General features: G+C 56.6%; 24 protein-coding genes and 1 tRNA gene. 12 read left to right on the top strand and 13 right to left on the bottom strand.

The features are described from left to right. Positions 1-11 precede the first annotated feature (11 nt). The 3 genes from ehuC to ehuA are packed head-to-tail and all read left to right on the top strand — an operon-like array spanning position 12 to position 2105. On the top strand, positions 12-674 hold the full coding sequence (ehuC, locus tag FKM97_RS03780) for an ectoine/hydroxyectoine ABC transporter permease subunit EhuC (RefSeq protein WP_143957769.1): 663 nt from the start codon (positions 12-14) through the stop codon (positions 672-674). Continuing rightward, a complete protein-coding gene (gene ehuD / locus FKM97_RS03775) occupies positions 674-1351 on the top strand; it encodes an ectoine/hydroxyectoine ABC transporter permease subunit EhuD (RefSeq protein WP_143957768.1) in 678 nt (225 codons plus the stop codon). The genes ehuC and ehuD overlap by 1 nt, the downstream gene beginning before the upstream one ends. Continuing rightward, positions 1335-2105: an ectoine/hydroxyectoine ABC transporter ATP-binding protein EhuA gene (gene ehuA, locus FKM97_RS03770; RefSeq protein WP_143957767.1), complete on the top strand. Its 771-nt coding sequence runs from the start codon at positions 1335-1337 to the stop codon at positions 2103-2105. The genes ehuD and ehuA overlap by 17 nt, the downstream gene beginning before the upstream one ends. Here the strand turns inward: ehuA and FKM97_RS03765 are convergent, their stop codons facing one another. Both FKM97_RS03765 and FKM97_RS03760 read right to left on the bottom strand, forming a co-directional pair. Further along, positions 2106-2894, bottom strand: coding sequence for an MBL fold metallo-hydrolase (locus FKM97_RS03765; RefSeq protein WP_143957766.1), 789 nt, complete (start codon positions 2892-2894; stop codon positions 2106-2108). 705 nt (positions 2895-3599) lie between these two features. After that, the gene (locus FKM97_RS03760) at positions 3600-4583 is read right to left on the bottom strand and encodes a magnesium transporter CorA family protein (protein WP_143957765.1); all 984 of its coding nucleotides are present in this window, start codon (positions 4581-4583) and stop codon (positions 3600-3602) included. Between the two features lie 486 nt (positions 4584-5069). On the opposite strand from FKM97_RS03760, the gene FKM97_RS03755 reads away from it, so the two are divergent. Then, entirely contained in the window at positions 5070-5816 is a 747-nt protein-coding gene (locus tag FKM97_RS03755) for a sulfotransferase domain-containing protein (RefSeq protein WP_170240725.1), read from the top strand. Between the two features lie 111 nt (positions 5817-5927). On the opposite strand, the gene eutB is transcribed toward FKM97_RS03755, so the two are convergent. Beyond that, on the bottom strand, positions 5928-6932 hold the full coding sequence (eutB, locus tag FKM97_RS03750) for a hydroxyectoine utilization dehydratase EutB (protein WP_143957892.1): 1005 nt from the start codon (positions 6930-6932) through the stop codon (positions 5928-5930). A gap of 405 nt (positions 6933-7337) precedes the next feature. On the opposite strand from eutB, the gene FKM97_RS03745 reads away from it, so the two are divergent. Then, positions 7338-7973, top strand: a complete 636-nt coding sequence (locus tag FKM97_RS03745) for a hypothetical protein (protein WP_143957763.1) — start codon at positions 7338-7340, stop codon at positions 7971-7973. A gap of 165 nt (positions 7974-8138) precedes the next feature. On the opposite strand, the gene FKM97_RS03740 is transcribed toward FKM97_RS03745, so the two are convergent. Together FKM97_RS03740 and FKM97_RS03735 are read right to left on the bottom strand one after the other, a co-directional pair. Further along, on the bottom strand, positions 8139-11099 hold the full coding sequence (locus tag FKM97_RS03740; protein WP_143957762.1) for a hypothetical protein: 2961 nt from the start codon (positions 11097-11099) through the stop codon (positions 8139-8141). Further along, entirely contained in the window at positions 11096-12532 is a 1437-nt protein-coding gene (locus FKM97_RS03735) for a hypothetical protein (protein ID WP_143957761.1), read from the bottom strand. Before FKM97_RS03735 ends, FKM97_RS03740 begins: the two co-directional genes overlap by 4 nt. 343 nt (positions 12533-12875) lie before the next feature. On the opposite strand from FKM97_RS03735, the gene FKM97_RS03730 reads away from it, so the two are divergent. Together FKM97_RS03730 and FKM97_RS03725 are read left to right on the top strand one after the other, a co-directional pair. Continuing rightward, the gene (locus FKM97_RS03730; RefSeq protein ID WP_143957760.1) at positions 12876-13667 is read left to right on the top strand and encodes a TIR domain-containing protein; all 792 of its coding nucleotides are present in this window, start codon (positions 12876-12878) and stop codon (positions 13665-13667) included. A gap of 292 nt (positions 13668-13959) precedes the next feature. Then, a complete protein-coding gene (locus FKM97_RS03725) occupies positions 13960-14604 on the top strand; it encodes an NYN domain-containing protein (RefSeq protein ID WP_143957759.1) in 645 nt (214 codons plus the stop codon). Positions 14605-14649: 45 nt separating this feature from the next. On the opposite strand, the gene FKM97_RS03720 is transcribed toward FKM97_RS03725, so the two are convergent. The 6 genes from FKM97_RS03720 to FKM97_RS03690 all read right to left on the bottom strand — a co-directional run bounded on the left by FKM97_RS03720 (position 14650) and on the right by FKM97_RS03690 (position 18507). Continuing rightward, positions 14650-14829 (bottom strand): SOS response-associated peptidase family protein, encoded by a 180-nt coding sequence (locus FKM97_RS03720; RefSeq protein WP_428977883.1) that lies wholly within the window; start codon positions 14827-14829, stop codon positions 14650-14652. 116 nt (positions 14830-14945) lie between these two features. Then, entirely contained in the window at positions 14946-15698 is a 753-nt protein-coding gene (locus FKM97_RS03715) for a PRC-barrel domain-containing protein (protein WP_143957758.1), read from the bottom strand. A gap of 197 nt (positions 15699-15895) precedes the next feature. Next, complete coding sequence (locus FKM97_RS26625; protein ID WP_246104912.1) at positions 15896-16084, bottom strand: hypothetical protein; 189 nt, start codon at positions 16082-16084, stop codon at positions 15896-15898. Positions 16085-16404: 320 nt separating this feature from the next. After that, positions 16405-17559 carry a BMP family ABC transporter substrate-binding protein gene (locus FKM97_RS03705; RefSeq protein ID WP_143957756.1) on the bottom strand — a complete coding sequence of 385 codons (1155 nt, stop codon included), beginning with the start codon at positions 17557-17559 and terminating at the stop codon, positions 16405-16407. 29 nt (positions 17560-17588) lie between these two features. Next, a complete protein-coding gene (locus tag FKM97_RS03700) occupies positions 17589-17984 on the bottom strand; it encodes a hypothetical protein (RefSeq protein WP_143957755.1) in 396 nt (131 codons plus the stop codon). 265 nt (positions 17985-18249) lie between these two features. Next, a complete protein-coding gene (locus FKM97_RS03690; protein WP_143957753.1) occupies positions 18250-18507 on the bottom strand; it encodes an ATP dependent DNA ligase in 258 nt (85 codons plus the stop codon). Between the two features lie 180 nt (positions 18508-18687). Between FKM97_RS03690 and FKM97_RS03685 the strand changes: the two genes are divergently transcribed. The 4 genes from FKM97_RS03685 (at position 18688) to FKM97_RS03670 (ending at position 22161) form a co-directional block, all read left to right on the top strand. Beyond that, on the top strand, positions 18688-19932 hold the full coding sequence (locus FKM97_RS03685; RefSeq protein ID WP_143957752.1) for a serine/threonine-protein kinase: 1245 nt from the start codon (positions 18688-18690) through the stop codon (positions 19930-19932). Between the two features lie 576 nt (positions 19933-20508). Beyond that, complete coding sequence (locus tag FKM97_RS03680; RefSeq protein WP_143957751.1) at positions 20509-21030, top strand: hypothetical protein; 522 nt, start codon at positions 20509-20511, stop codon at positions 21028-21030. A 74-nt stretch (positions 21031-21104) separates the two neighbouring features. After that, positions 21105-21578, top strand: a complete 474-nt coding sequence (locus FKM97_RS03675; protein ID WP_143957750.1) for a hypothetical protein — start codon at positions 21105-21107, stop codon at positions 21576-21578. Continuing rightward, entirely contained in the window at positions 21571-22161 is a 591-nt protein-coding gene (locus FKM97_RS03670) for a hypothetical protein (protein WP_143957749.1), read from the top strand. The genes FKM97_RS03675 and FKM97_RS03670 overlap by 8 nt, the downstream gene beginning before the upstream one ends. Positions 22162-22235: 74 nt before the next feature. On the opposite strand, the gene FKM97_RS03665 is transcribed toward FKM97_RS03670, so the two are convergent. Beyond that, positions 22236-22312, bottom strand: a tRNA-Arg gene (locus tag FKM97_RS03665). A 99-nt stretch (positions 22313-22411) separates the two neighbouring features. On the opposite strand from FKM97_RS03665, the gene FKM97_RS03660 reads away from it, so the two are divergent. After that, entirely contained in the window at positions 22412-23224 is an 813-nt protein-coding gene (locus tag FKM97_RS03660; RefSeq protein ID WP_143957748.1) for a thermonuclease family protein, read from the top strand. Positions 23225-23275: 51 nt separating this feature from the next. Here FKM97_RS03660 and FKM97_RS03655 read toward each other — a convergent pair whose 3' ends face one another. Continuing rightward, complete coding sequence (locus FKM97_RS03655; protein WP_428977882.1) at positions 23276-24067, bottom strand: CarD family transcriptional regulator; 792 nt, start codon at positions 24065-24067, stop codon at positions 23276-23278. Positions 24068-24097 lie beyond the last annotated feature (30 nt).

The raw sequence follows: 24097 nt of genomic DNA, 5'->3' as shown, positions 1-24097 counted from the left end.
GCGTATTGATAGTGGACGTAATTTTCGAAAACTCTTGGCAGTTGCTTGATGGTTTGGCGGTAACCATTCAAGTAACCCTGGGAGCGGCGGTTGTCGCTTTGCTCATGGCATTCACTGCTGGATTAGGCAGATTATCTCGATTCCGGACGGTACGCGTCCTTTCAGTATGCTATATTGAGTTCTTTCGAGGAACATCAGCGCTCGTTCAATTATTCTGGCTGTTTTTTGTCCTACCATTCTTTGGCGTCACGCTCTCTCCAATGATTGCAGGCATCGGAGGCCTGGGGCTGTGTGTCGGCGCTTATGGCGCTGAAGTCGTTCGGGCAGGTATCTTGGCTGTCCCCAAAGCCCAGATTGAAAGTGCTGCAGCACTTAACCTCTCTTCGGCGCAGATGATATGGCATGTTGTCATGCCTCAAGCTGTAAGAATTATGCTTCCTTCTTTTGGCAACCTCTTCATTGAGCTTCTCAAGATTAGCTCCTTGGTTTCTTTGATTACCCTTCAGGATCTAACTTTTCAGGCTGCATCTATCAATGCAGTGACATTAAGGGTGGTGCCTATATTCACCAGTGTACTAGTGCTTTATTTTATTCTCTCTATGATAATCAATGGCTTCATGCGCCTCCTTGAACGGCGATTTAACGTCGGCATTGAACCGGGCATTGCACGCTGATGTTCAACTGGACGTACGCTCTGAAGGTATTTCCCTTGCTAGCCCAAGCAGCAGTGGTGGCAGTCGAAGCTGCCGTTGCCGGGTTCCTGCTGGCGCTGGTATTGGGGCTCGCGTTTGCGCTTGCCCGCCGCTCCTCCTGGCGGATAATTGCATGGCCAGTTACAGTCTTCATTAGCTTCGTGCGCAGTACGCCACTTCTTGTTCAACTCTACTTTCTTTATTTTGTTTTACCAGAATACGGCATCGCACTTTCGGCACTAACTACCGGCATTTTCGCATTAGGTGTTCACTATGCCTGCTACACCGCCGAAGTTTACCGAGCCGGCCTTGAGAGCATCGGTAAAGGGCAATGGGACGCGGCAGTTTCTTTGAATTTATCCCGGTGGAATGCATATCGCTATGTCATCATCCCCCAGGCGCTCCCTCCGATCGTCGCGCCTTTAGGGAATTATTTAATCGCAATGTTCAAGGAGACGCCCCTCCTTTCGGCAATTACAGTCATGGAACTCATGATGACTGCCAAGATCATCGGCTCAGAATCTTTCCGGTACCTTGAGCCAATTACGATCATCGGCGTGCTCTTTCTCGCCATGTCAGTGATTTCAGCGATGATCATACGCGCAATAGAAGCTCGGATTGGAAAAAGGGGGCTTCAGGCATATGTCATTGCTCGTTAAGTGCCGCGGATTGTCGAAGAGATACGGAGCGCACGTAGTTCTGGACAAACTCAATTTCGATTTAGCGGACAACGAAAAGGTTGCCATTATCGGGCGGAGTGGATCGGGCAAATCCACACTTCTGCGGGTGCTAATGACCTTAGAGGATGTGGACGAAGGGCTTGTCGAGATCGAGGGTGTAAACCTTTGGGAACCATCATCGAAAGGCGGAGTAAAACGAGCAGAGGCGGCAACTGTTCGCGCTATCCGTTCTCGAATAGGTATGGTGTTTCAACAATTTAATCTGTTCCCGCACAAAACTGCTCTGGAGAATGTGGCATTGGCGCCTCACCTAGTGGGCAAATTATCTCGCGACGCTTCTAGAGTGCGAGCGACCGAGCTTCTAGCCAGTGTGGGCCTGGCTGATAAGCTAAAAGCATACCCGGCCCAACTTTCCGGCGGTCAGCAGCAGCGGGTGGCGATTGCCCGAGCACTAGCGATGCGGCCGAAAATCATGTTGTTCGACGAGGTGACCAGCGCACTCGATCCAGAAGTGGTCGGGGAAGTTCTGGAGGTCATTCGAAAGCTTGCCGCCGAGCATTCTGTTGCTATGATCCTAGTAACTCATCAGATGGGCTTCGCTAAAGAAATCGCGGATCGGGTTTGCTTTTTCGACGATGGACGCATTCTTGAAGAGGGTCCGCCGGAAAGTGTTCTCGGAAATCCGAAGAATGAGCGGACACAGGTATTTCTGAAGGCGGTTCTTGAAGCCTGATTACTTCTTTTCGCCGACGTCGTACGAGTTAAGCACCAGCGGAAAGTTCGGTGTCCTGCGGCGCTCCAGATACTCATCGAGAATCTCAGAATAGCGGTCGCCGTCAAAGCTGTCGTAATGGCCAGCGTGAACCTTTTTCACCGGCAGCTGTTGCAGCCGCTCGACGCTTGTGAGCCAGTCGTCAAGATCAGAGTGATAGAGCATATAGCGACCGATACCAGTCTCGCCATTGTGCACCATGTCACCGGAAAATAAAATTCCGGTCGCTCGTTCAAACAAGCCGATCCCTCCTGGAGAGTGACCCGGCAGATGCAAGATTTCGAAGGTTCGATCCCCGAGGTCGATCAGGTCTCCCTCAGCCAGCAATCGCTTCGGATGCGTACCGTGGATGAAGTAGGCATCCAGATTAAAAAGCTCACGATCTTTATCGTCCACATACATTTCACGGCTTACATAGCCTTGAGCAACAGTATTGCTGTTGGTAGGACGCTCAAGAATATCAGCTTCAGCTTCATGAATCTCGGAGTGAGAAAACTCGTAATGACCACCGATATGATCGCAGTGACTATGGGTAGCCACAGCCAAAATGGGCTTTTCAGACAGAAAATTGATGTTTTTTAGCAGGCTAACTAAACCAAAACCGGTATCAACGATCATGTTTCGATCTTTCCCCCGAACAAACCAAATATTCGCACGATACTGGGGCTTTATTTTAGTCTCTCGAATCAAAGTAATTCCGTCGCCCACAGATTGACTCTGAAACCAGCCATTCGCATATTCGTCGGTCATTCAATCTCTCTCACGTTTGGTCGGGGGTAATTGGGGGCGCGGACAATCTGTTGCATCGCCGAGTAGTCCCGAGAGGCCTAACAGCGAAGCTTATTACAACCGCTGGAAAGCCAGCATATCCTTTTTAAAACGAGTTTACACACCCGATGCTTTTGGCGGGTCGGCGTGATGGCGAATAGTGTTGATGCATTGGATACGGTTGTCAGATTACGGCTATATCCGATGGTGAAGCACGCGGCCTCCGTCAGAGGCTCTCAGCAGAGGTCCACATCACCGGCGGCCGAGAGCAGTTCGGAGCCGGTTTCTGTCATCGCATAGGTGCCGCCGACCAGCACGCCGATGCGCTCGGCCTCGTCCAGCAGGCAGGCATGTAGAACGAATGTGGTCCCAGGGGCTAAGATATCGTTCTAGCTCCGCGTGATCTTCACGCCCCGCGTGATCTTAAGGGGCTCCAGCCAACTGGGCGGATATCCGATGCCGGCACGATCACGCCAATCACCGTCACAAGCGACCAGAGTACGCCGCCCAATCTCGCAGGCGCCATTAGCTATGGGACCCAGCAGTGGCGCAGCAAAAGGAACACGCCCGAGACAATCGCGCGCACCAATGCTGCAGTCAAAGCAAATCACGCTGAGGCTGACAGACAAGACCGTGAGGCCTCTTAGTCCCCTTTGAGGCTGTTCGCAGCGTTGTCCGCCTTAAACATCATAGCCACTTATTGCGCTTAAATAGATAATAGGGAAGCGTTGCCGACAAGATCATAATAAGCAAGGCAAAGGGATATCCGAACGTCCAGTGCAGCTCCGGCATGTGATCAAAATTCATCCCGTAGGCGGTCGCCACCAGCGTCGGCGGCAAGAACAGGACAGCGGCAATTGAGAACACCTTGATGATCCTGTTCTGCTCTATGTTAATGAGGCCCAACGTTGCTTCGAGCAAAAAGCTTATTTCCCCGGCGACGTGATCCTGAAACTCAGTCAGTGAGCGAACATCCCGCTCCACGGTATCAAGGATTGCCCCTGCCTTTCCCGTCAGCCAATCTTTCGCTCCACTTCGCGCATAAGGGATGATCCTGTTTAAGCTCAAGAGGCTTTCCCGCAGTTTCATTGTAAGAGTACTGGTTCGCCCTAGCTGCTTAATCACCTTCTGAAGATCAGCCCGAGCCGAATTTTTCGAAGGCAACTGATCAGCGTCCTCCTCGAAGATCTCTCGCGATAAATGAGTAAGGGTCGCTTCAACCTTTTCGAGAACGTCCGCGATGCGATTTGTCAGGTGCTCCAATAAGGAGGCGAAGATGGCATCACTTGAGGTATGTGCCAGTGGCTCTCTCTTGCACTTGGAGTCAAAGGTTCTAAAGGGAAGCGGATCTGCATACCGAACGGTTACAAGATGTTCGCGAGTCAGAACAAACGTCACCTCGCTGATGACGGGCCGCCGTTCGGAAATTCCCGTCACAATGCTTGCGACCATAAATAACGTTTGATCGTCTTGATAAAGCCTGGCCGATTCCTCGATCTCACGCATCTCGTCTAAGGTGGGCACATCGAGCTGCAACGAGGCTTCTACGAGTTGCTCCTCCTCGGGAGTAGGCTCGAAAAGGTCCAGCCAAAGAGCGGCCTCCGGAATTCGACCATCAATAAGGTCCAGCTGCTGCAGAACGCCCTCGCAAATGGCATAAGCAATAATCATACGTGGCTGCTCAACCTATGCCAGATACGGTTTAATGGAGGCGACGTATGTGCAATGAAAAACGCCATACAGCCTCTGTATGCCGGGTCTTGCAAGCCTCGTCAAACTTCCCAACAAGACCAATTACCTTGTTCCGTGAGCTGCGCTGCTCTCTATCGGGAGGACCAAGTTCTTGCGAGCTCAGCGTTGCGGAAACTCGGGCCAAATGTGGCACCGACAATGATCAGAGTGGTTAGAGTGAGATGTCATTAAAGCGAGACAAAGGGGACTGAGAAATCTCGGCTTCGGCCTCTCGACTGCACCGGCTAAACTAATGTTTCTGTAGGGGGAAAAATGCACCCGGCGTTCAGGCTAATCCCAAAGCTGATAAATTCTCCGAAGGCTCGAAAGCAGTTTCGGGAGGTGCTTCAAGACAGACAGCGCGTCAAGAGCGCAGATTTCGTTGTCGTCTCATTTCCAAAGTCTGGTCGAACATGGCTGCGGGCCATGCTCACTCGCCTCTATCAGGTAACTTACGACCTGCCAGATGGTCTTCTGATTGGATACAGCGATTTACACCTCCTAAACCCGCGGATTCCGAATATCTATTTCAGCCATGATTGTTTGCCCTTGGGCGGCGTAGCGGCACTTCAGGCCGATAAGAGCCGGTACCGGAAGTCGCGCGTACTGTTTCTTGGCCGCCACCCGCTGGACGTCGCCGTGTCGCAATATCATCAGATCACAATGCGTGGTCCAGGCAGGCGCGAAAACTTATCTGAAGGGAAAGACCTTTTCACGTTTGCCACTCAGCCTGGCTTCGGGATCAACACGATTATCGCCTACATGAACCATTGGCTTTATGCGACCCATCAATTGCCTGGAATGATGCTCGTAAAGTATGAGGAGATGAGGGAGTCGTCGGAGCTGGAATTGGGCAGGATCAGCCGCTTCCTTGGCGAGAGTTTTACTGCCGAACAAATCCGAGAAGCTGTCGACTTTTGCGCCTTCGAAAATCTACAGCGGCTGGAACGCGATCATTATTATCAAAACTCAGGTCTACGTCCGACTGATCCTTCCGATCCACGCTCCTTCAAAGTCCGCCGGGGCAAAGTGCATGGATATGTCGATTATTTCAACGAGCAACAGCTGAAAACTTTACGGGGGATCGTTGATGAAAATCTGGATCCTGCATGGGGTTATCAGGTGATGACATCAATGAAAGATTTGCCTCGGAGGGTCCGCGCTTCGTCTTAAGATTCAGCCTGAAGCTTCGCTTCAGAAGCCCCTTCGCCGAGACGATGATCACGGTGGCAAAGATCCCGGAGCCGGCCGGAAACAGCCTGTAAGAGCAAAGGCGATGCGACACTAGAGCGGGTAGACCAGTCGAGGAGGCCCCTCGGTTGGTGTGCGATGTAAGCCCACAATCCTGTTATGCGAAGCCATGTCGATGTTACGGCCGGACAGGACCGCAACGACCGGTCCATCAGGCTTAACCTTGCCGGATAGCAAAGCAGCCACTCCCACGGCGCCGGCGCCTTCGACCACTTCCCTCTCCACGCGATAAATGTGGCTTATGGCGCCGGCGATCTCGTCTTCTGTCACCAGCATGACATCATCCAGGAGATCCTTGCAGAGTTGAAAGGTCAGCCGGTTCCCGAGACCGATCCCACCGCCAAGCGCGTCAGCGAGCGAGGGAAGCTCTTCCACACGAACAGGCTTTCCCGCGTCGAGGCTCGCCTTCATCGCAGCGCCACGTTCCATCGACACACCAACGACGCGGGCCGATGGATCCGAAGCTTTCAAAGCGATCGCGGTGCCTGCCGCGAGTCCTCCGCCCGACAGCGGAACGAGCACGAGCGGTGACCTCGGAATAGCGTGTGCAATCTCCAGCCCAATCGTGCCTTGACCAGCGATCACAGCAGCATCGTCGAACGGCGAAATAAGCCTTACTCCCTCGGCTTCGACGAGCCGGTATACCTCGTCCTCCGCCTCGTCTTGGCTCGCGCCGATGATGCGCACCTCCGCGCCGGTACTTCTGATAGCCTCAACTTTGTTGGAAGGTACCATGCTGGACATGCAGATTATTGTCCGGATGCCCTCCCTGCATGCTGCGAAGGCTAAGGCCTTACCGTGATTGCCGGTCGACATGGTTACGACGCCCCGGCGCCGCTCCTCGGGGGTCAGGAGGGTGATGGCATTCGTAGCCCCTCTGAGCTTGAAGCTACCGGTGACCTGCCGATGCTCGAGCTTCAGATGGACCGGAGAGCCTTCGCTGTCCGTCAAAGAGGCGGAGGCGACAATTGAGGTCTGCTCGATTTTGCCCGCTATTCGCGAATGTGCAGCTTCAATTTCTTCCAGGGTGACTGTCATCTCGATCCATTGCACCGTTGACTCTTCGCTTCGTAGAAAAAAGTACGAACCTGCTTCGGGGATTTGGGCGATGGCCGGCACCGTAAGGGTAACGCGACCGCGGCGGTGTGCAAATTGCCCATGGGCCCCGCCGGACTCAAGCCCCCTGTGAGCATTCGCCAAACATTGCCCAGGTTGGCCGCCTCCACGTCGGGGATCCGTTAAGCTTAGTGGATCTTCTTACGCGGCGCTTTCCGCAGGATCGGACAGATCAGCACTGTGCAGAGGACGACCTCAGTGCGATGACCAGACGGGGAGACGATTACGATGTCACGGCTACTTGCTCCGTGATCAATTGGCGCTGGCTCCTGTGAAATAGTTTCCATAAGCGGTCTTTTCGGACCGGTTCCCGCAGCAGTTGTTAGCTTGACCCGCCTTCAAATAGGTCCGAGGTTTCGCTTCGACTTGATAAGAGTTGATGAAAAAGAGGTTCAGAGCATGTCGGGGGACAAAATGGGTGAAAGAGCCGAGCTCGATATATCGCGCCTCCGTGAGGCCATTGCCGACTCACAAGCCATACTTGAGTTTCAGAAAGCGGTGGCATCACTGCCAGGCTCGACACAGGCCGGCGCTCGGCAAAACCCACCAAAGAATGTTAGCGATGCTTTGCGGCGGCTCGATGGTAACGTCACCTTTCTCCTAGAGGCGGTCGAGTTTGTGGGAGAAGCGGGCTTACAGCGCGCCATTGATGAGGCAGGCATAACGGACGCGAGTGTTTTGGATGCTTTTCGCAACAGTGAACGCACCAAAGGCGGCGTTCTTCCGATGCTTCGGAGTGAGCTGTCGCAGAACTGGAGGAGTGTTTCCGCGGGACAAGATCTGGGTATCGATGAACCGATGATCTTGGCTAACAGCTCTCTAGGCTGTTTAGGGGCAAAAATCGCAATCGCGGGCGGCGCAGGACTGATGACCATGGGCATGGTCACTGAAAACCCCGGGGCCTTCACTGAAGGCGCAGTTGCGCTGGGTCTCGGTATGGCAGGCGCGAAAGCTTTCTGTTGATACTCAGCAGCTCTTGAACCACTGCTGGACCGGAGAGCTGCGGCTTCAGGCAGTATCGCGCCTACGCGACTACGATGATCGATTCGCTTCGCTCAGTGCAAGCACCTCGACTACGCCTAGCGACACATAGCTGGGCTGGGCTTGGCTTGAAAATGGCCCCATCCTTCAGGGGACCTCCCTCCGTTCTCCTGCCGCCCGGGTCGTGATTTCAAGCGAATCCAGCCCCACTTCTTCCTCGCCGTTATCCTCTTCCCGCGACGCCGCAGCAGCCGCCAGGAAGCGCCGGATCCACGGGTTGGAAGTCTTGCCGGCCTTTGGCATCTGCTTGCCCAACAGGTAAGTCGCCACCTCCGGATCGAAGAACGCCAGCGTCATCAGATCATCGACGCGCTGCCGCTTGTTTGGCATCACAGAGAGGGCGATCTTCGCCGTTCGGGTAATGCCGCCGCCCTTTAGGACGCCGTACATACCTTTTGAGCCGAGCTCGAACAGCTTCATTGCGAGGCTGTCCTTCTTCTCTGCGGTCAAAGCTCGGCCTCTGGATTTCGGCATCTTCTCGAATGTCTCGAGCAGCTTGTGCGACTGCCGTAGCGTGTTCATTTCTTCGGGGTCGAACACCTCAGCGAGCGCTTTCTCACTGTCCTTGAATTCGGATGCGAGTCGCCGGTAAGTGACATCGAAGCCCTCGCTGCCGCTGGTCTTTGTGGCACTGGTCACCTTGCTGATGACGGCCTCGGCGACAGCCTGCTTCCAGCCCGCTCGTGCAACAGGATCGGTCTTCACGAGAGCACCGACCTCGCGCATCACCTCGGCACGATCGCGAAGGTTATCCCGCAGCGCCTTCGCAGCGACCTTCGCCGGATCATTGCCGATCAGCAGGCCAGCCGCGCCCTGTTCGATCTCGCGCTCTGTAGCGCGGACCGCCTTGCGGGCTTGCTCGAGCTGTTCCCGCGTCTGTTGCGCCGTGGCGCCACGCTTGCCGGCCTCATCGAAGATCGCGCGGAGCTCCTGTTGCGCAGCGGGGAAGCGCTCGAGCACCGACGCGTTGTCATTCAGCCACTTGCCCGCTCGGCCCCTGTGCAGCGAACCGTCGGCGTTGACCGACTGTGTGGCGAACTCCGATCGGAGATAATCCCCCACAGCCTTTTCGCCGACAGCCTTCGAAGGCGACGCCTGCAACACACGCTGCAGGCTCTCGACCTTTTCCGGCTGCGACAGGAACAGCCGCGCAGTCTGCGACGGCGGTGTGGTCGACCGTGTAGGATCGCGCTCGATGCCTCGCGTGAGTTGCTCAGCGGGGTCGCCAGGGCCGGCGCGGAACAGTGGGGCGTAATCCTCGGCATAGAAGCGGTTCGCCTCCCTGGCGCGCGCTCCAGCCTCCGTACCTTCCTCAGCAAGCCGGCGAGCATCCTGCCCGATCGCTGCCCGGACGCCGTCATAGGCGTCGGCCAGGGAGAACTGCTGCGCCATACGCGCCACCTGGGCCTCCTGCGAGAGCCGCTGGCGCATGGACTGCATGTCGGCGAAGCTCATCTGCGCCGCGTTGCCTTCCTCATCCACGAGGCGCGCAATGTCGTTCAGGATGGCGCTGTTCGTGCGCATGCTTGGCGGAAGCCCCGCCTCAGCCTGACGCACCGTCTGCACGGCCTCGACCAGCGGCTGAGTGGAGCGCTGGACCGAGCCCTCCGGATCGATCGCGTTGTAGAGCTCGTTCTTCTGGGCCCGCATGGGGCGATAGGTCTGATCGACCAATGCCTCGTCCAGCGCGCCGCTGGCGTTCGCCCGGGATTCCGCGTTGGCGATCGGCTGGAGCGGCGCGCCAAGATCACGCTCGGCGCGAGCGGCGAACTCCGATGCATCACGCGCGGTCAGCTCGCCTGCCTCTGCAGCACCGATGCGCTCGGCCGCAGTCTGTTCGGCGAAGCGCCGTGCCGCCATGGGATCCGCAGCAGGATTGCTGAGGGAGGCTACGCGGTCATTCGCGCCAGCCTGAACGCGCGCATCACGTTCAGCGAAGGGAACCGGGTCGACCGATCGAGCGGCACCCTCCGCGGCGGCAAAGCCCTTGTCGTCGGCCAGGAGACCTGTGGTCGGGATCGGGAGATCGGCCTTCCGGAAGTAGCCGGCATTCTCGAGGATGTTTTGGCCGGCGACGCTGGGGTTCGATGTGGCGTCCTGCAGCAACTGCGCCGCCGTGTTCACATCGCCCCGCCGGTAAGGTTGCCCGCTCTCCGCATCCATAGGGATGTGTGGGTCCGCGCTGCGCCGCGCAATGCCGGCCACCAAGTTGCCAAGCCATCCGGTAAGCCCCGCGGCGCCAGCGCCAGCCATGCCGCCGCCGAACGCGCCGACACCTTCCGCAAGCGGGCTGTCAGGTGCTACGGCCTGCGCCGCAGTCACACCGGCGCCCGCGCCCATACCGGCAGCCGCGTCGCCTGCGAAAGTCCGTGCAGCGTTGTCAAAGTAGGGTCGCAGCATAGCGTCCCCGACGTTTGGAACGGCTGAACCGCCGGCGATTGTGGAGCCTCTGGCGACGGCGAGCGGCACTGTGGCGCCCGCGCCCGTCACGGCCTGGCTGCCGAAGCGGCCGATGTTGTAAGCCGTACGCTCCGCCCAGCTCATGTCTTCGGGATCTATAGGTTCGACCCCGGCGGCACGCATGCCGCTTGACGCAAGGTCGGCCAGCGTGCCGCTGACGTTCGGCCGGATCGGCTCCAGGTCGGCGCCGAACATGTTGGCTGCACCGACACCGGTGTTGATTGCGGCAGCTGAGAGATCAAACGGCATGCTGACAAGATCGGCCGCGCCACGCCCGACGGCCTGCGCTCCTATCTGTAGCGGGCGCGCTGTTCTGGCGGCGCCTGCGTTGAGAGCCTCGACAGGCACACCCGACATAAGCGAGCTGACCGTGTTGAAGCCGCCGATCAGTGGATTGTTGTCTGCCTCCACAGGCACGGGCTGCTGTGGTGCCCATTGTACATCGACTTCAGCGGTCGGCGCGGTTGGCATGGAGGCGGCGCCGCTGTGCTGCGCGATCGCTCCCTCCATGGCGCTGGAGATGGTGCCCTCATCAGTGCCGTCAGGAAACTGAACCACAAGGCCATTGGGGCCGCGAACCTCGATCATGGTTTCCTCCTGAGGCCCTGGCCGGGCACATACTCGTAGACGACGCTCGGCGCGGCGGCTGCCTCTGCTGGAGGTGGCGCTGCCGGCGGTGGCGCTGCACGGCCTAGATATTGATCCACGGGCTGCTGGGCTGCGGACAGGGCTTCGCCGAGCGTCTGCAATTTGGAGAGGTATTTGGTCTGGCTCATCAGCCAGTCATCGGCTCCGCCGGCGATTCTGCGGAAGCGTTCAACATCAGCATTCGAGACGTCGCGTCCCTTCTGACCGGCGAGCGCCTCGGCCGCCGAGAAAACCAGGAGGTCGGACAGTGTTTGCAGGGCGGGCAAGTCGCTATCGTATGCGCTCGGCAACAGATCCGGATTGATGCCCTGGCGCAGAGCCGAGTTCCGCATCTGACCAAGCATCTCTTCGGGGTCGTGATAGCCCGCCTCCCTCGCAACGGTCCCCAGCACCTCGCGCGTGTCCTGGAAAATGCCTTTTCCCACGCCGACTATGCCGAAGTTGCTCGGGTCTTTTAGCGCTGCTTCCCGGGTCTTCTCCAGAAGGGTTTTGAACCGAGCATTGGCGAAGTCAGCCTTCTGCAGGTCCGCTCGGACCCCACGCTCAAGCCCCGGAGTGCCACCCATCTCGATTGTTGTGGCACCGTCAGGGCTGGTCGTAACGCTCATCCCGTTACCGCGGCGGCTGGCCTGGCTGAGCGCGTACTGCCGCGCTGCCTTTGGCGCCATGCCTTGCTCGACAGCGAGCCGCTGATAGGTGTCGAAGGCGGCGGCTGGGTCGTCGCCGAGGTCGGCGTCGACACCGAGGTAACGCTGCTGTGGCGCGTTCAGCCCTTCAAAGCCGTTGTCGAAGGACCGGCCGGCGAGTGCTGCCTTGATCTCCGTTTCCGCGAGAACGGGCGCTACCTCTGGTGCAAATGCACCCGACCGCGGAACGTATGCTGGCCGGCCGCCGACGAGTGCCTCGACCGGCGTCTGATCGAATTCATACCGCTGCTGACCTATGTTCTGCTCGGTCTCCCATCGGCGCTGGCCGATGTTCATGTTCTTGAAGCGGTCCTTCTGAGCCATCTGCTCATCAAATCCCATGGGAGACGAGCCGTAATCGTTGCCGGCGCCGACCCAGGCCTGAGAAAGCATCGGATCCTTAGGTTTCAGCTTGTAGGCAAATTTGGTGAGCAGTGCTCTGCCGATGTCGATCGGCTCCTTACCCGCCAAATGTAGCGTGGCTTGCAGCCTCGCCGCATCACTAAAGTTCGGATCGGCCAGCATCCGGCCGGCGTTGTCGGTTTCAACGTTCTCGCGCTGCGCTGCGTAGATTCTCTGTCTATTGAACTCAGTCCGCGCGGTGTCGCCGTACATAGTTGTGGCGAGGTCCCCTAGCATCTTGCCGAAATCTGCCGGAGCCGTCGACCCGCCGATTATACGAGGCATTGACGAAACCCTTCAAAAAGGCGGCCAAACGGCGGCCCGGGTGAGGTCTCGTGCAATGCAGATCAGTCGCTTGGAAGCTTGGGACATGGTCGTGCGCACGAGAGGGCTAAAGTGCGGTGGGAGCGGCGAATTCTCGATACGACCAAGTTGAGAATGATAGCAGAAATCTGGGGTTAGGGCAAGGCAACGGGGGCGAGGGCTGTCGAAATTCAATGACGTTTCGGGGAAGAAGAAGAATAAGTTATGTCTTTGATTCGTCTTCCGTGCCGCCGGGCACGGCTCACCATCAACTGATTTGCCCAGTTTGGAATATGCCATGTCTATGGATCGGTGGAAGGCGGGAATGGACATTCTCTGGCGCCGTTACGATCGTGTAAAAGCTTTCGATCCGGAGAAAATTTCAAGAACAAATCCTTGGGCGGAAGTTCAGGCCCTTTCGGCCTACATAGACGACGGTCTTGCCCAGGTGTTCGGACAAGACACCCCAGAGTTTCTTCGCTACCGCGCTGCCACTGATTTTCTTTGGCAAACGAATGTGAATTTCCCCACGCCACACGAGGAGATTGTGTCTTCGTTGAACGAGTGCAAAGAACAGTCTCTTCGGCTGTTATACGCGGCCATGGAAAGCGTGAGCGACCGCATTATCACCGCCCCCGCTGATAACACCTCGGCTTCTGAACAGACGATGAGAAGCAGGAAAGTTTTCATTGTGCATGGACACGACGGGCATCCTCGTGAAGCAGTTGCCCGATTGCTCGAACGTTTGCATTTCCAAGCAATCATCCTGATGGAACAGGCAAATCAAGGTTCTACGATCATCGAAAAAATCGAGCGGTATAAAGATGTTGGCTTTGCTGTCGTTCTGCTAACTCCAGACGACTTTGGAGGCAAGGTGGGGTTCAATCCTGCCTCTCGACCCCGTCAGAATGTACTTCTTGAACTGGGTTACTTTTTGGGAAGGCTCGGTCGCCCGCTAGTTTTCACACTTAAGGCTGGAGAGATGGACCTCCCAAGTGACTTCGCCGGCGTGGTTTGGGAGGATTTCGACGCAGGTGGCGGTTGGAAAGCAAAGCTTTGCCGCGAGCTAGAAGCGGCCGGATTTGATATCGACTGGAAAATCGCGATGAAGCTTTAGCTGTCACCAATGAGGATCGTGGCTTGCAACTTGAGAGGAGTCCGTCGTCAGCTTGGATGGACCCGTGCCGCTAATGCACTCTCGCGTGTCAAGGTGACCGCACTAGCTCTTAAAAAGCTGTGACAAAATAGAATCAGAAGATTGACCTTTCGGCGAATCTTTAAGGGGATAATACGATTCCCTTTACGAGCTTTCAAAAATCACATATATAGGGCATTAGTAATCCCGCCTTGGCCTCGGCTGAGGCGCCTCCCCCGGGCCAAGGCTCGGGGGTTTCCATATCCGGGGTCGGATGACTAGAAGAACGCGCATTGCGTGCTTTATAGACGGCTTCAATCTTTATCACGCCATTGCTAAGCTCAGTCGGCCAGAATTAAAATGGGTCAATCTTTGGAAGCTCATGGAGACTTTCGTTGATCCAGCCCGGCACGAGCTTCGAGTGGTGTTCTATTTCTCGGCATTTGCTACGTGGCTTCCAGGTCCCTATGCGCGACATCAACAGTATGTCGAAGCGCTTAAGGTTGCAAAAGTAATTCCCGTTCTTGGCCGATTCAAGGAAAAGGATATTTATTGTAAAAATTGCCGAAATACATTCGTCGGTCACGAGGAAAAGGAAACAGACGTCAATATCGCTTTAACTTTAATCAGAGAGGCTTATAAAAACAATTTTGATGAAGCATTTATTGTCAGCAGAGATAGTGATTTAATTCCTGCCATGAGACTGCTTTTGGAAGATTTTCCCGACAAGAGTTTGAAAATAATATCGCCCCCCAACGCCGGCCATAGCAAAGAAATGGGTAAGCTTGTTGGCGATAAGAAGCTTGCGTCCATTAAGCCTATTCACTTAGAAAGATGTCTGTTTGACTCAACAGTGACTGATCCGGATACTGGTCTTGTCCTGGCGCGACGACCAAAGGAATATGATCCACGGTCTTAGTCGCTTTTTTCCTGGTCACCATTGTATAAACATGCGCTCCCGTTTCTAGAGGAGCAATCCGGCCTCATTCGGACCTTCCAACAGACCCACTCCATCCAACTTCCGGCCCCGCGCCACGATCTGCAGCATCCCATCGCGCAGCGGCCGCTGCAGCGCGGAAGCCTCCGACCAGTCCGCCCGCATCCAGACATCGCGCTCCTCAGCCGTGGTGAGGATCACCGGCATGGAATTCCGAGAAGCTCGTAAACGGGACGAGACAACGATTTGCGGTCCCGAGCCCACGGTTGCCGGTGACGGCTGGTGACTTCGAGGTTGTTATCGTGTCCTTGTCGTGCAGGGCCTCAGCGGATCGGATCGGGAACCAGGCTCCGGAAGATAGCGTCATTCGTTGCGCGCCAGTCTTCGTCCTTAAGCCAAAGATAGTTCTGATCGGGCATGAGAGGAACGGTCTTTACCTGGGCGCTTGAGATGCGCAGGAAGAAACTGTTTCGCTGCTGGTTGACCTGTAAATACCGGAGGGGAACAACGATGCTATCCTTTCCGGCAATGAAGAAACCGCCCGAGGCGATAATGGCATAGTCCCATCGGTCCTTAGTCCCAATGACGACGTTCCTTACCTCTCCGACGATCTTGTCATCGGAGCTGCGGACTTCGGCCCCCACTATTTCGTCGACCAGCAACCCTGGACCAAGCTCGTTGATGTCGATCAGCGGTTGTTCATTCGCTGCGCCACGATTGCCTCGAGTCTGGCCGCCACTATGATTTTGCGGTTCGCCTGCCGCAATTTGCTGATCGGCTTCGTCTTCGTCGGTTGAACCGAGTTGCCCCATTGCAGGAGCCGCAATCAATTGCCGGATGTTGCCGATCAAGCGCTCGCAATCGTCCGCCAATCCATACGACCACAAAAGAAAGGCGGCATCACGCAAAGTGCGGAGATCCCGTACAAGATGCCGGTTCGCCGGATCCCGGAACTCCGGCTTTTTCAAGATAGCTTCTTCAAGCTTAGCATCGGAAATGTTGCAGTAAGCCATAGCTGGACCGAATCCCAACGCGCCAAACAGCGCGAGTGACATTGCGAACCGTGTGAAAAACATTGAATACTCCGATCCGCGACGACAGTTTGGAATGTCATCTTGAGGCCATATCGATACGTGAACGCTGTCTCTGCGTCGGGCCAGCACAACGCAACGCACTTCATAGTCGTTTGTTCCAGGCCCTCACGGTTTTAGGGTGCTCCGGCCATCATCTCTCCCTTCATCGGCCACGGCATGCTCCCGCCCCCTCCGCGGAATCATTCCCCTGCCATCATTGTCGCCGTCCCGCCGCGCGGACCAAAGACCACCAAAACCCGCCGCGACCCGCAAGACGGACATTTGAGCCGGCTCGCCAGCATGTCGATGGGAAACTCAGCACCGCGCGTCCACATCAAGGACCGCAAATCCAGCTGCTGGTTGTCAATGCATTCGCGGATGCTTTTCATCCCGTCTCGTTTGCCGAAGACGCACTTCACATGCACTGTCCAACCGAGTCGGTAGGCGTCCTTGAGGGTCTTGGTGTTTGCTTCGCTCATGAGAACAAAGCAAGAACACATGGCCGCCCCAAGTCAAGTTCGACGAGCGGCGGAATGGCTTCTCAGTCCACAGCTTAGGATAATCCGTCCGCGGTCCGTTCGCAAAAATTGTCCGGATTGGGAAGGTATACCGTCGGCCAATGGGACCCGCCCGGCATCCGCTTCACACTTCTCAGTCACGGAGCCTGCTGAGGTGGTCGAGATCGTAGGGCTTGGAAATAATTATCGCGTCATCCGGGAGATGTGAGCGATCCGATAACGCCATCGATCAGATAATCGGTCCGCTGCAGTTCGTCGGCATAGGGACCGAAAGTCGTTCCCGGCGGCATCACCTGTCTGCCGGTGTTGTCAGTAATCGGACCGACAAAGATAGCTTCGCCGCGTTTCATGTCCTGCACCGCGGCCGTTGCAGCAGTGATGGCCTCCGGCGTCGCTCCCTCACCGAATGGGCTCGAGCGCACGAGGTCCTCATCGTATCCGCCGGTAACGAATTTCGGCAGGGCGCCGCCGCGCCGCACCGATTTTGCAAACGCATCGAACAAGCCGGTCCAATTGTAGTCGGCGCCGGTAATATAGCCCTTAGGAGCGAGCGCGTTCTGGTTGAAGGCATGACCGCAGCTCTTTACGCCGCGCCCCTCCGCCGTTTCTATCGCAACCCGAGGCGCATCGAGATGACATGTGATGACGTCGCAACCGGCATCGACCAACGCATTTGTCGCGGCCGCATCATGCGCTTCATCCTCCCAACCGCCGGTGAAGATGACCCTCACCGTGGCCTTCGGATTTGTGCGACGGCAGCCGAGAAGAAACGAATTTACATTGAGCAGGACGGGTGGGAAGGGGAGGCCCGCGACAAAGCCGAGTCTGTTGGAGGTCGTACACAGCCCGGCCGCTACGCCATTGATATAGTGCCCTTGATTGATGAGGGCATTCTGGCTGCCCACATTCGCTGGGGTCTCCTCATTGGCTAGTGCCGAGGCCTGCCGGAACATGACGTTGGGATGCCTCTTTGCTGCAGCCCAAAGAAATGGATCGTGGCCGAATGAGGTCGAGACGACCAGACCCGCGCCATTAGCGGCCAGTCCCTCTATGGCCGCTGCGTAGGCCCTCGTCTCCTCATTGTCATTGCCGCTGTCGTAATCGGTGCTCTCCGGAATATATCCAGCCTGGTAAACGGTTATTCCTGGCAGGCCCCTGAGCGCCTCCGCCGCTGCCGCAAACGACTGATTCCATCCCCAATCGAGACGAGGGCCGACATAGACGAAGCCGGCCACGAGATCACTCGCGTGTAGTTTTCGGAACGGTAGCGTTGCGGGTGCGAGGCCTGCGGAGAGCAGTGCCAGGCGTTTCAGTATTTCGCGGCGACTGTGATACGTCCCGGGCACGCCACTCTCCAGCTTGAAAGATGTCAAGTCTACGGCACTGGATGCAATGGCCGGCAATTCAGGGCTACAGTCTTCATCGCCCGACCGGCTTTTCCATCACACCCTAACCGTGTCTTGTTACCGAATGGTGGGTCCAAGAAATACTCAAAATCATCCGGGTCGTCATGCTCGATTAATCGGTACAGTTTGTACGGTCCGCTATCACAAGTCAGTTGTTCGCTATCAACGAACATCGCGGCAGGGAGCACCAGAATGTGCTCGACGTCGGGGTTTGCCGAACACCACTTCCTCGTCAGTTCGGCGAAATCTCCTGCTTGGATTATTGACGCACGGGGGTTGTCATCGACTTTTGAAGCGAATGAAAATGCAGTTCCCGAAATCAGCATTGCGGCAGAAATTCCTAGCGAAACAATGAGACGTGTCATCACTCTCAACCTTGCATGCGGTATATGTGCCAGACAACGCCCAGATCTATTGTTGCCCCCCGACCGATCGGACACGATTGGGGCTGGGTGGGACCGCCGATGAACTCGCGAAGCGAACGATAGCCGAGCACCTTGTGGGGGTGAAGGTTATTGTGGTGTTCGAACCTCAAGGGAAGGGGCTCCTCACTCCACCCGCGCAAGTTCCTCCTGCACGTCATCGAACGCAGTAGGTTACTGCAGCTTTTCGGTGATTCGAGGGACAACTCTACTTATCCTCCCGCACGCCCTTGAACGCTGGGTGCCTCAGCTTCTGATCTGCCGTTGTAAGGCCTCGATACTCCACCTCGACTACTACCTTCGGCTCAGTCCAGACGATCCCCTTCTCCCGCAAGCCCTTGATCACCGGCTTGGCGATCGCAATCGTGTCCAGGCGCGCCTTCAGGCCCTTCGATAAGCGTTCCGACAGCCCGCTGCCGACACCGCCGGCATAGTGCAGGACGCCGTCCTCGTCCCGCCGGGCCACTCGAGCTTGTTCACGGCACCCCCAACGCCTGGCTCATAGCCGACGACCACGAAATCATCGCGCAAACTTGAATGCCGAATGTAAAAGCTGCCACATTGAGCGCTGGCGATTCTGGCGCGACAGTGTGAGAGCAAACTTAACCCGCACGCGGGCGCGAACGAAACAGGTTCCGGATCAACCATGAGCAAACTTAAGAAGCCGGTCGAGATTGAAACGACGTTCAATACTTATCGGCTTATAGAGCAGCTCGGCCAAGGAGGGGCTGGCTGCGTTTATGGTGGACTGGACGCTGCCGGTGAGCCCGTCGCCGTAAAGGTACTGACGGCACCAGGTGGGGACAAGCGTCGCCGGTTCAAGAACGAAATAGCATTTCTTCAGCGCAACTCGCATCCAAACATTGTGACAGTAACCGATCACGGGGTGGCGACCTCGGACCCGATCAAGGGGCCCTTTTATGTGATGCCAAGGTTTTCTTGCAGTTTGCGAGACGTGATTAAGCAGACGCCTTCTCCAAATGAAGCGATGAAATTATTCAGCCAGATACTTGATGGAGTAGAAGCAGCCCACCTTCAACAAGTCACTCACCGTGACCTGAAACCGGAAAATGTACTGATTGATAGTAATAAAAGCAGAGCGGCGGTTGCCGATTTCGGAGTTGCTAGATTTACCGAGGAGCAGCTCCACACGTTAGTCCAAACCCACCCCACCGCTAGGCTGGCTAATTTTCAGTACGCAGCACCAGAGCAGCGCGCCGGCGGGCATACCGTGGGTACTCCTGCGGATATCTATGCGTTAGGTCTCATTTTGAATGAGCTGTTTACCGGGAGTGTCCCGCACGGCACTGCATATCGAACGATCGCCTCAGTGGCGGCCGATTTCACCTTCCTAGACCCGATTGTCGTCGAAATGCTACAGCAGAATCCAGCCTCCCGCCCAGGCTCGATTGTCTCTGTAAAGCAGTTAATACAGAGGCATCGCGCCGAGGCGGTATCACTCCAAAAACTCAGTGAGTTTAAGAACGTCGTGATCCCAGCCGGCGAAGTCGATGATCCCCTTGCGCATCAGCCTCCGCAGCTAATCGGGGCCAATTTTGACAGAGGAACACTTCGCCTCACCCTAGACCGCCCAGTAAACTCAAACTGGGTCCATGCGCTGCATAATATGGGGCACTACTCTTCGGTTCCTGGGGCGGATCCACAGGCGTTTCGATTCAATGGCACCGAAGTAATGGTTGGTACGCAAGCAAATCGAGCTCAAGATGTCATCGATCATTTCAAAGTGTGGCTACCTCAGGCGTCCAGGGTCTTGAAGCATAGTTTAGAGCGAGAAGCCCAGCAGAAGGAGGTTGACCAGCGTAAGCGCTTAGATCGTGAACTTGAGGCGGAGCGGCAGCACTTAGAGATTAACCGCAGCCTCAAAGTTTAGCCCTTAACGTATCGGCCGGAATTCTTTTGGCGCTGAGATGCTATAGTTTTCCCAGGTGATCTTGTGACATGTATTGGTCAACTCGCTAATTTGCCCATTCGCTCAAGTCACCGGCGGCGCCGATCGGAACTGAATGCCACAGCGCTTGGCAATCGAGGCTTGCTCGATCGCTTGCATCTTTTTTATCCTCCCCGTCGCGGACACATTGTTGACATCTTTGGGCAGCTTTGGCGAGAGGGTTCCCTCGGCCGCTCGCGCATATCGCCAGCGCCATTACATTTTTGGTTTGACCTAAAATTTCTCGAGGCGCCTGCAGGTCTTCCCAGTATCCCTCGCCGCCCCCGCCCCAGGGGGTGGGGCCCTCATTGTCGCACGCGTGCGACACTTAAGTTATTACCACGTTTATGTAATATAAATTCTGTTGATCAAGCGGAGACATTTGCGACAAACAAGACAGTAATCTTCAGGTGTAAAAAACATAATTTATTCAAAAGTAATATCAAAAATATACTCTTGCAAGCACTTTTATATTGTGTACCGTTGTCATGTATTCACCTAGCCGCGGGAGAGTGGGACATGACGAAAGCAGTCAACACTTTGAAGGCCGAATCTAACCGTCTGGCGGATCTGGCTGAGGTCATCCAGGCTGAAGCGCCTCGCGCAGCCCAAGCGCTGCTCAACGCCGCTAATGCTCTCGAAGATGAGATATTGAAGACGCCGCCGACCACTATCGCCGGTGTGCAAGCCTTACTCGCAGACCTGTTTGACGAAGCAGAAGCTTGGCTGGCCTTTGATGGGGCAGAGAACTACCCCTGGTTCGATGTGTGGCTCGGGGTGAGCGCTGCGTGTGAAGCTTGCCGCGAAATGCTGCCTCGGGACAACCCGGTTCTGGCGTCTCTTCAATTTTCCCAGGCCGCAGCCTTCTGCGACAATTACGGGGCGTTCGATACTGCTTGGCAGCTTCGGTCTTTGATTAAAGGGCTCAGCCATCTCCAAGAGACTGCGCGCGCCACCACACCCAGTCTGCATAGCATTTTAGACGTCATGGGGCGCCCGGCGCTTAAACTCGTATCGCCCGTGCGCGAAGCAGTCGCCTAACGAAGCTACTTCCATGGCGCTCGGCTAACAGCCGGGCGCTTTTCTTTTGCCTGCAAGCCACACGAGGGGATGAAATGCACCGTGATCCTGTTGTTGATTTGAGCGGCTATTGGGAGGCCGCCGTTGCTGAAATGGTCAGCGGACCCGGCATGCTCCATAAGGCGGCACAGACGCGTATACACGACACTCATCGGGCCTTGGTTCGAGCTGCTCCCATATACCCGGATGGAATAGTCCTTAAGCTGATCCACGCGGCAGGTTTGGTTTCTTCACTGCCCTCGCCCGTCTGCCGCAGCGCTGCTGTTCAGATAGATCGCATTGCGCAACGACTAATCCGCAACGAACCGAAGCGGCGAACACACGTCGACCTCTCGAACATCCTTCACCGGATCAAGCCGGCGGCGCGCCAGCGTGATCAGATGTTCAGAGCAGCGCCCTTTGTCTTCACAACGGTTGGCGAAGACGCAGTCACCGAGCTAGAGATCCTCATCGAGGCAATCAAGGAACTCTACCACTACGGCAACATCGAGCCGGCGTCAGATGCCTAGGCCGCGAAAAATAAAGCCGGTTGATCCCTTCCTCGCTGCACAGGACGCCTTCAATCAAGCATTGCCGCAGCTTCTCCACATCGAGACACTGGAGGACCCGCAACGCGAAATCGAAGCAATAGTTGAGCTTTACAAAGCCTATGTTAGGGCCATCCCTAATTCGCGGCAGGGCTTTGCCGCTAAGGTAGATCAAGCCGCAAACTTAATCGCGAAGATGGGCGGCGGCTATCAAAGAGATTTGGCGAATCGACTCGATCGCGTCTACGGGTGCATGGACAAGCGGGTCTGTACCGATGGCGATTTGAAGCTTGTCGAAAATACAATCGGCTGGATCAGGCGTATGGCTCCGATCCGCGATCAGGTATATGGCGCTATCCCCCAGATCAATGAAACTGTCGGCGCTGACGCCTTGATCGTGCTCAAGCGTCTACGGCGCTATTTGCGGCAGGCCAAGAAAGACGGAACGATGCGCAAGAAATCGACCACGCCGCCATGGAGCAAGGGCCGGAACTTGGTCGCCGAAAAGTCAGCAAAAGCGGCGAAGGAATTAGCGTTCTCAAAGAGCCGAAAGCGTATCAGATAAGCGCCAATGATGACCCAGTGATGACCGAGAGCTTTCTCGGCAGATCCAGCTACCCCTTAACTATCTGATTTTTTTGGCGTCCCCGGCACGATTCGAACGTGCGACCCTCAGATTAGGAATCTGATGCTCTATCCTGCTGAGCTACGGGGACCAGCCGCAATGCTTATACCTGTAAAAATCATCGAGCAAAACCTTCGTGTGGCTTGCATCGGGCACGACAAGAGCGGTGCCTCTCTGTAGATTCCGGCTCATGATGGACTTGCTTCGCCGCCCGATACTGATGCTGGCCTCGATCGCATGCACGTCGCTGGGGAGCGCCCATGCTGTGCTGCAAGCGGAGGAGGTGTGCGGGCAGCCGCGCGAGACCGCGACCATCGCCAAAGTCCGGGGGATGGAGCAGATCACACTCGCCGATGGCCGGACCGTGCGGCTGGCCGCCATCGAGCCTCCCCATGCGCGGCCCTCCCCCGGCCGAGGCGCCCGTGCCATCGAGCGCGCCGCCGACACTCTGCTGCAGGATAGTCTTGTGGGCTCCAAGGTGACATTGTCGGGGACCAAGACCCCGGATCGGCATGGCCGGCTGGTCGTGCAGGTGGCGACAGAGGATGGGTCCTGGATCCAGAAAATGCTCGTCGCGCAGGGGCTCGTGCGCGTGATGCCGCTTGTGGGGCAGACCGACTGCGTCGGTGAGCTGCTCGCAGCAGAGGCCAATGCCCGGGCGCGCGGTCAGGGCTTGTGGGCGCTGAGCGAGTTCGCACCCCGATCAGCGGAGGGGACACGCGCCCTGCTCGAGCGACTTGACCGGTATGAGATCGTCGCGGGTACGATCCGCGACGTGTCGAGCACGAAGAGGCTCACCTATCTCAACTTCGGTGACGACTGGCGGACCGACTTCACCGTAGCGCTCACGGCGGACGCTCGAGAGGATCTGGAGCGGCGGGGTTTCACCATGGAAAGCTTGGCGGGCCGTCCGATCCGCGTGCGCGGGTTCATCGAGCGCAGAAACGGTCCCATGGTCACGGTCGACGTCGCCGAGCAGGTAGAGTTCGTCCCGAAACAATAAGAGCGCGGCATCGATGCCGCGCTCAATTTCATCCAATCCGTAAAGAAACCGTCAGGCCGCTTCCTCGGTGGCGTCTTCCGCCTCGCCTTCGGCTTCGACCTCGGCTTCGGTGCCCTTCAAGCGCTTCGGGCTCGTCAGAAGCAAATTCTCGATTTCCTTAACGGCGGTGGGTTCATCAAGAACTTTAACGGCGGCAACTTCGCGGGCCATGCGATCCAAGGCTGCTTCGTAAAGCTGACGCTCGCTGTAGGATTGCTCCGGCTGGCGGTCGGAGCGGAACAGGTCGCGCACGACTTCGGCGACAGCAATGATATCGCCAGAATTGATCTTTGCTTCGTATTCCTGAGCGCGACGGCTCCACATCGTGCGGCGAACACGGGCACGGCCCTTCAACGTCTTCAGCGCCTGCTCGATCTTATCCTGATCCGACAGCTTGCGCATGCCGACGGCTTCGCATTTTCCCGTGGGGACGCGGAGACGCATTTTCTCACGATCGAAGTCGATGACGTAGAGCTCGAGCTTCGCGCCGGCGATCTCTTGCTCCTCGATATCGACGATCTTGCCTACGCCATGCGCAGGATAGACCACAAATTCGTTGGTCTTGAACTTAAGACCCGCTTTTTTTTGTGTTGCTGCCATACTCTCCACCATCTCCGCCGCCCTGAACACCGTTCGCGGACCCAGATGCTTATCGCGCTGCGACTTTCGACGTAGCCCGACGAGAACAAGCCTTTCGCTGCTACAACGCATCGAACCCGCACGCCCGCGCGGCGCGAAGGAATAAAGGCCGTCAACGCTCTCCCGCCTCCTTGACCTGTCCTCTTTTACGCCGTAGTCGTGCAACGAAACCGATCGAAGCCTGTGGCGAAAAAA

It is taken from the genome of Rhodoligotrophos appendicifer (genome assembly GCF_007474605.1).
Lineage (GTDB): Bacteria > Pseudomonadota > Alphaproteobacteria > Rhizobiales > Im1 > Rhodoligotrophos > Rhodoligotrophos appendicifer.
This window is presented reverse-complemented; position numbering and strand designations above follow the sequence as displayed.

What these genes read in the sequence shown, in the direction of transcription:
- ehuD (WP_143957768.1), top strand. Translation starts at nt 674, where the DNA reads ATGTTCAACTGGACGTACGCTCTGAAGGTATTTCCCTTGCTAGCCCAA.
- ehuA (WP_143957767.1), top strand. Translation starts at nt 1,335, where the DNA reads ATGTCATTGCTCGTTAAGTGCCGCGGATTGTCGAAGAGATACGGAGCG.
- FKM97_RS03765 (WP_143957766.1), bottom strand. Translation starts at nt 2,894, where the DNA reads ATGACCGACGAATATGCGAATGGCTGGTTTCAGAGTCAATCTGTGGGC.
- FKM97_RS03760 (WP_143957765.1), bottom strand. Translation starts at nt 4,583, where the DNA reads ATGATTATTGCTTATGCCATTTGCGAGGGCGTTCTGCAGCAGCTGGAC.
- FKM97_RS03755 (WP_170240725.1), top strand. Translation starts at nt 5,070, where the DNA reads ATGCTCACTCGCCTCTATCAGGTAACTTACGACCTGCCAGATGGTCTT.
- eutB (WP_143957892.1), bottom strand. Translation starts at nt 6,932, where the DNA reads ATGACAGTCACCCTGGAAGAAATTGAAGCTGCACATTCGCGAATAGCG.
- FKM97_RS03740 (WP_143957762.1), bottom strand. Translation starts at nt 11,099, where the DNA reads ATGATCGAGGTTCGCGGCCCCAATGGCCTTGTGGTTCAGTTTCCTGAC.
- FKM97_RS03735 (WP_143957761.1), bottom strand. Translation starts at nt 12,532, where the DNA reads ATGCCTCGTATAATCGGCGGGTCGACGGCTCCGGCAGATTTCGGCAAG.
- FKM97_RS03730 (WP_143957760.1), top strand. Translation starts at nt 12,876, where the DNA reads ATGGACATTCTCTGGCGCCGTTACGATCGTGTAAAAGCTTTCGATCCG.
- FKM97_RS03725 (WP_143957759.1), top strand. Translation starts at nt 13,960, where the DNA reads ATGACTAGAAGAACGCGCATTGCGTGCTTTATAGACGGCTTCAATCTT.
- FKM97_RS03720 (WP_428977883.1), bottom strand. Translation starts at nt 14,829, where the DNA reads ATGCCGGTGATCCTCACCACGGCTGAGGAGCGCGATGTCTGGATGCGG.
- FKM97_RS03715 (WP_143957758.1), bottom strand. Translation starts at nt 15,698, where the DNA reads ATGTTTTTCACACGGTTCGCAATGTCACTCGCGCTGTTTGGCGCGTTG.
- FKM97_RS26625 (WP_246104912.1), bottom strand. Translation starts at nt 16,084, where the DNA reads ATGAAAAGCATCCGCGAATGCATTGACAACCAGCAGCTGGATTTGCGG.
- FKM97_RS03700 (WP_143957755.1), bottom strand. Translation starts at nt 17,984, where the DNA reads ATGACACGTCTCATTGTTTCGCTAGGAATTTCTGCCGCAATGCTGATT.
- FKM97_RS03685 (WP_143957752.1), top strand. Translation starts at nt 18,688, where the DNA reads ATGAGCAAACTTAAGAAGCCGGTCGAGATTGAAACGACGTTCAATACT.
- FKM97_RS03680 (WP_143957751.1), top strand. Translation starts at nt 20,509, where the DNA reads ATGACGAAAGCAGTCAACACTTTGAAGGCCGAATCTAACCGTCTGGCG.
- FKM97_RS03675 (WP_143957750.1), top strand. Translation starts at nt 21,105, where the DNA reads ATGCACCGTGATCCTGTTGTTGATTTGAGCGGCTATTGGGAGGCCGCC.
- FKM97_RS03670 (WP_143957749.1), top strand. Translation starts at nt 21,571, where the DNA reads ATGCCTAGGCCGCGAAAAATAAAGCCGGTTGATCCCTTCCTCGCTGCA.
- FKM97_RS03660 (WP_143957748.1), top strand. Translation starts at nt 22,412, where the DNA reads ATGATGGACTTGCTTCGCCGCCCGATACTGATGCTGGCCTCGATCGCA.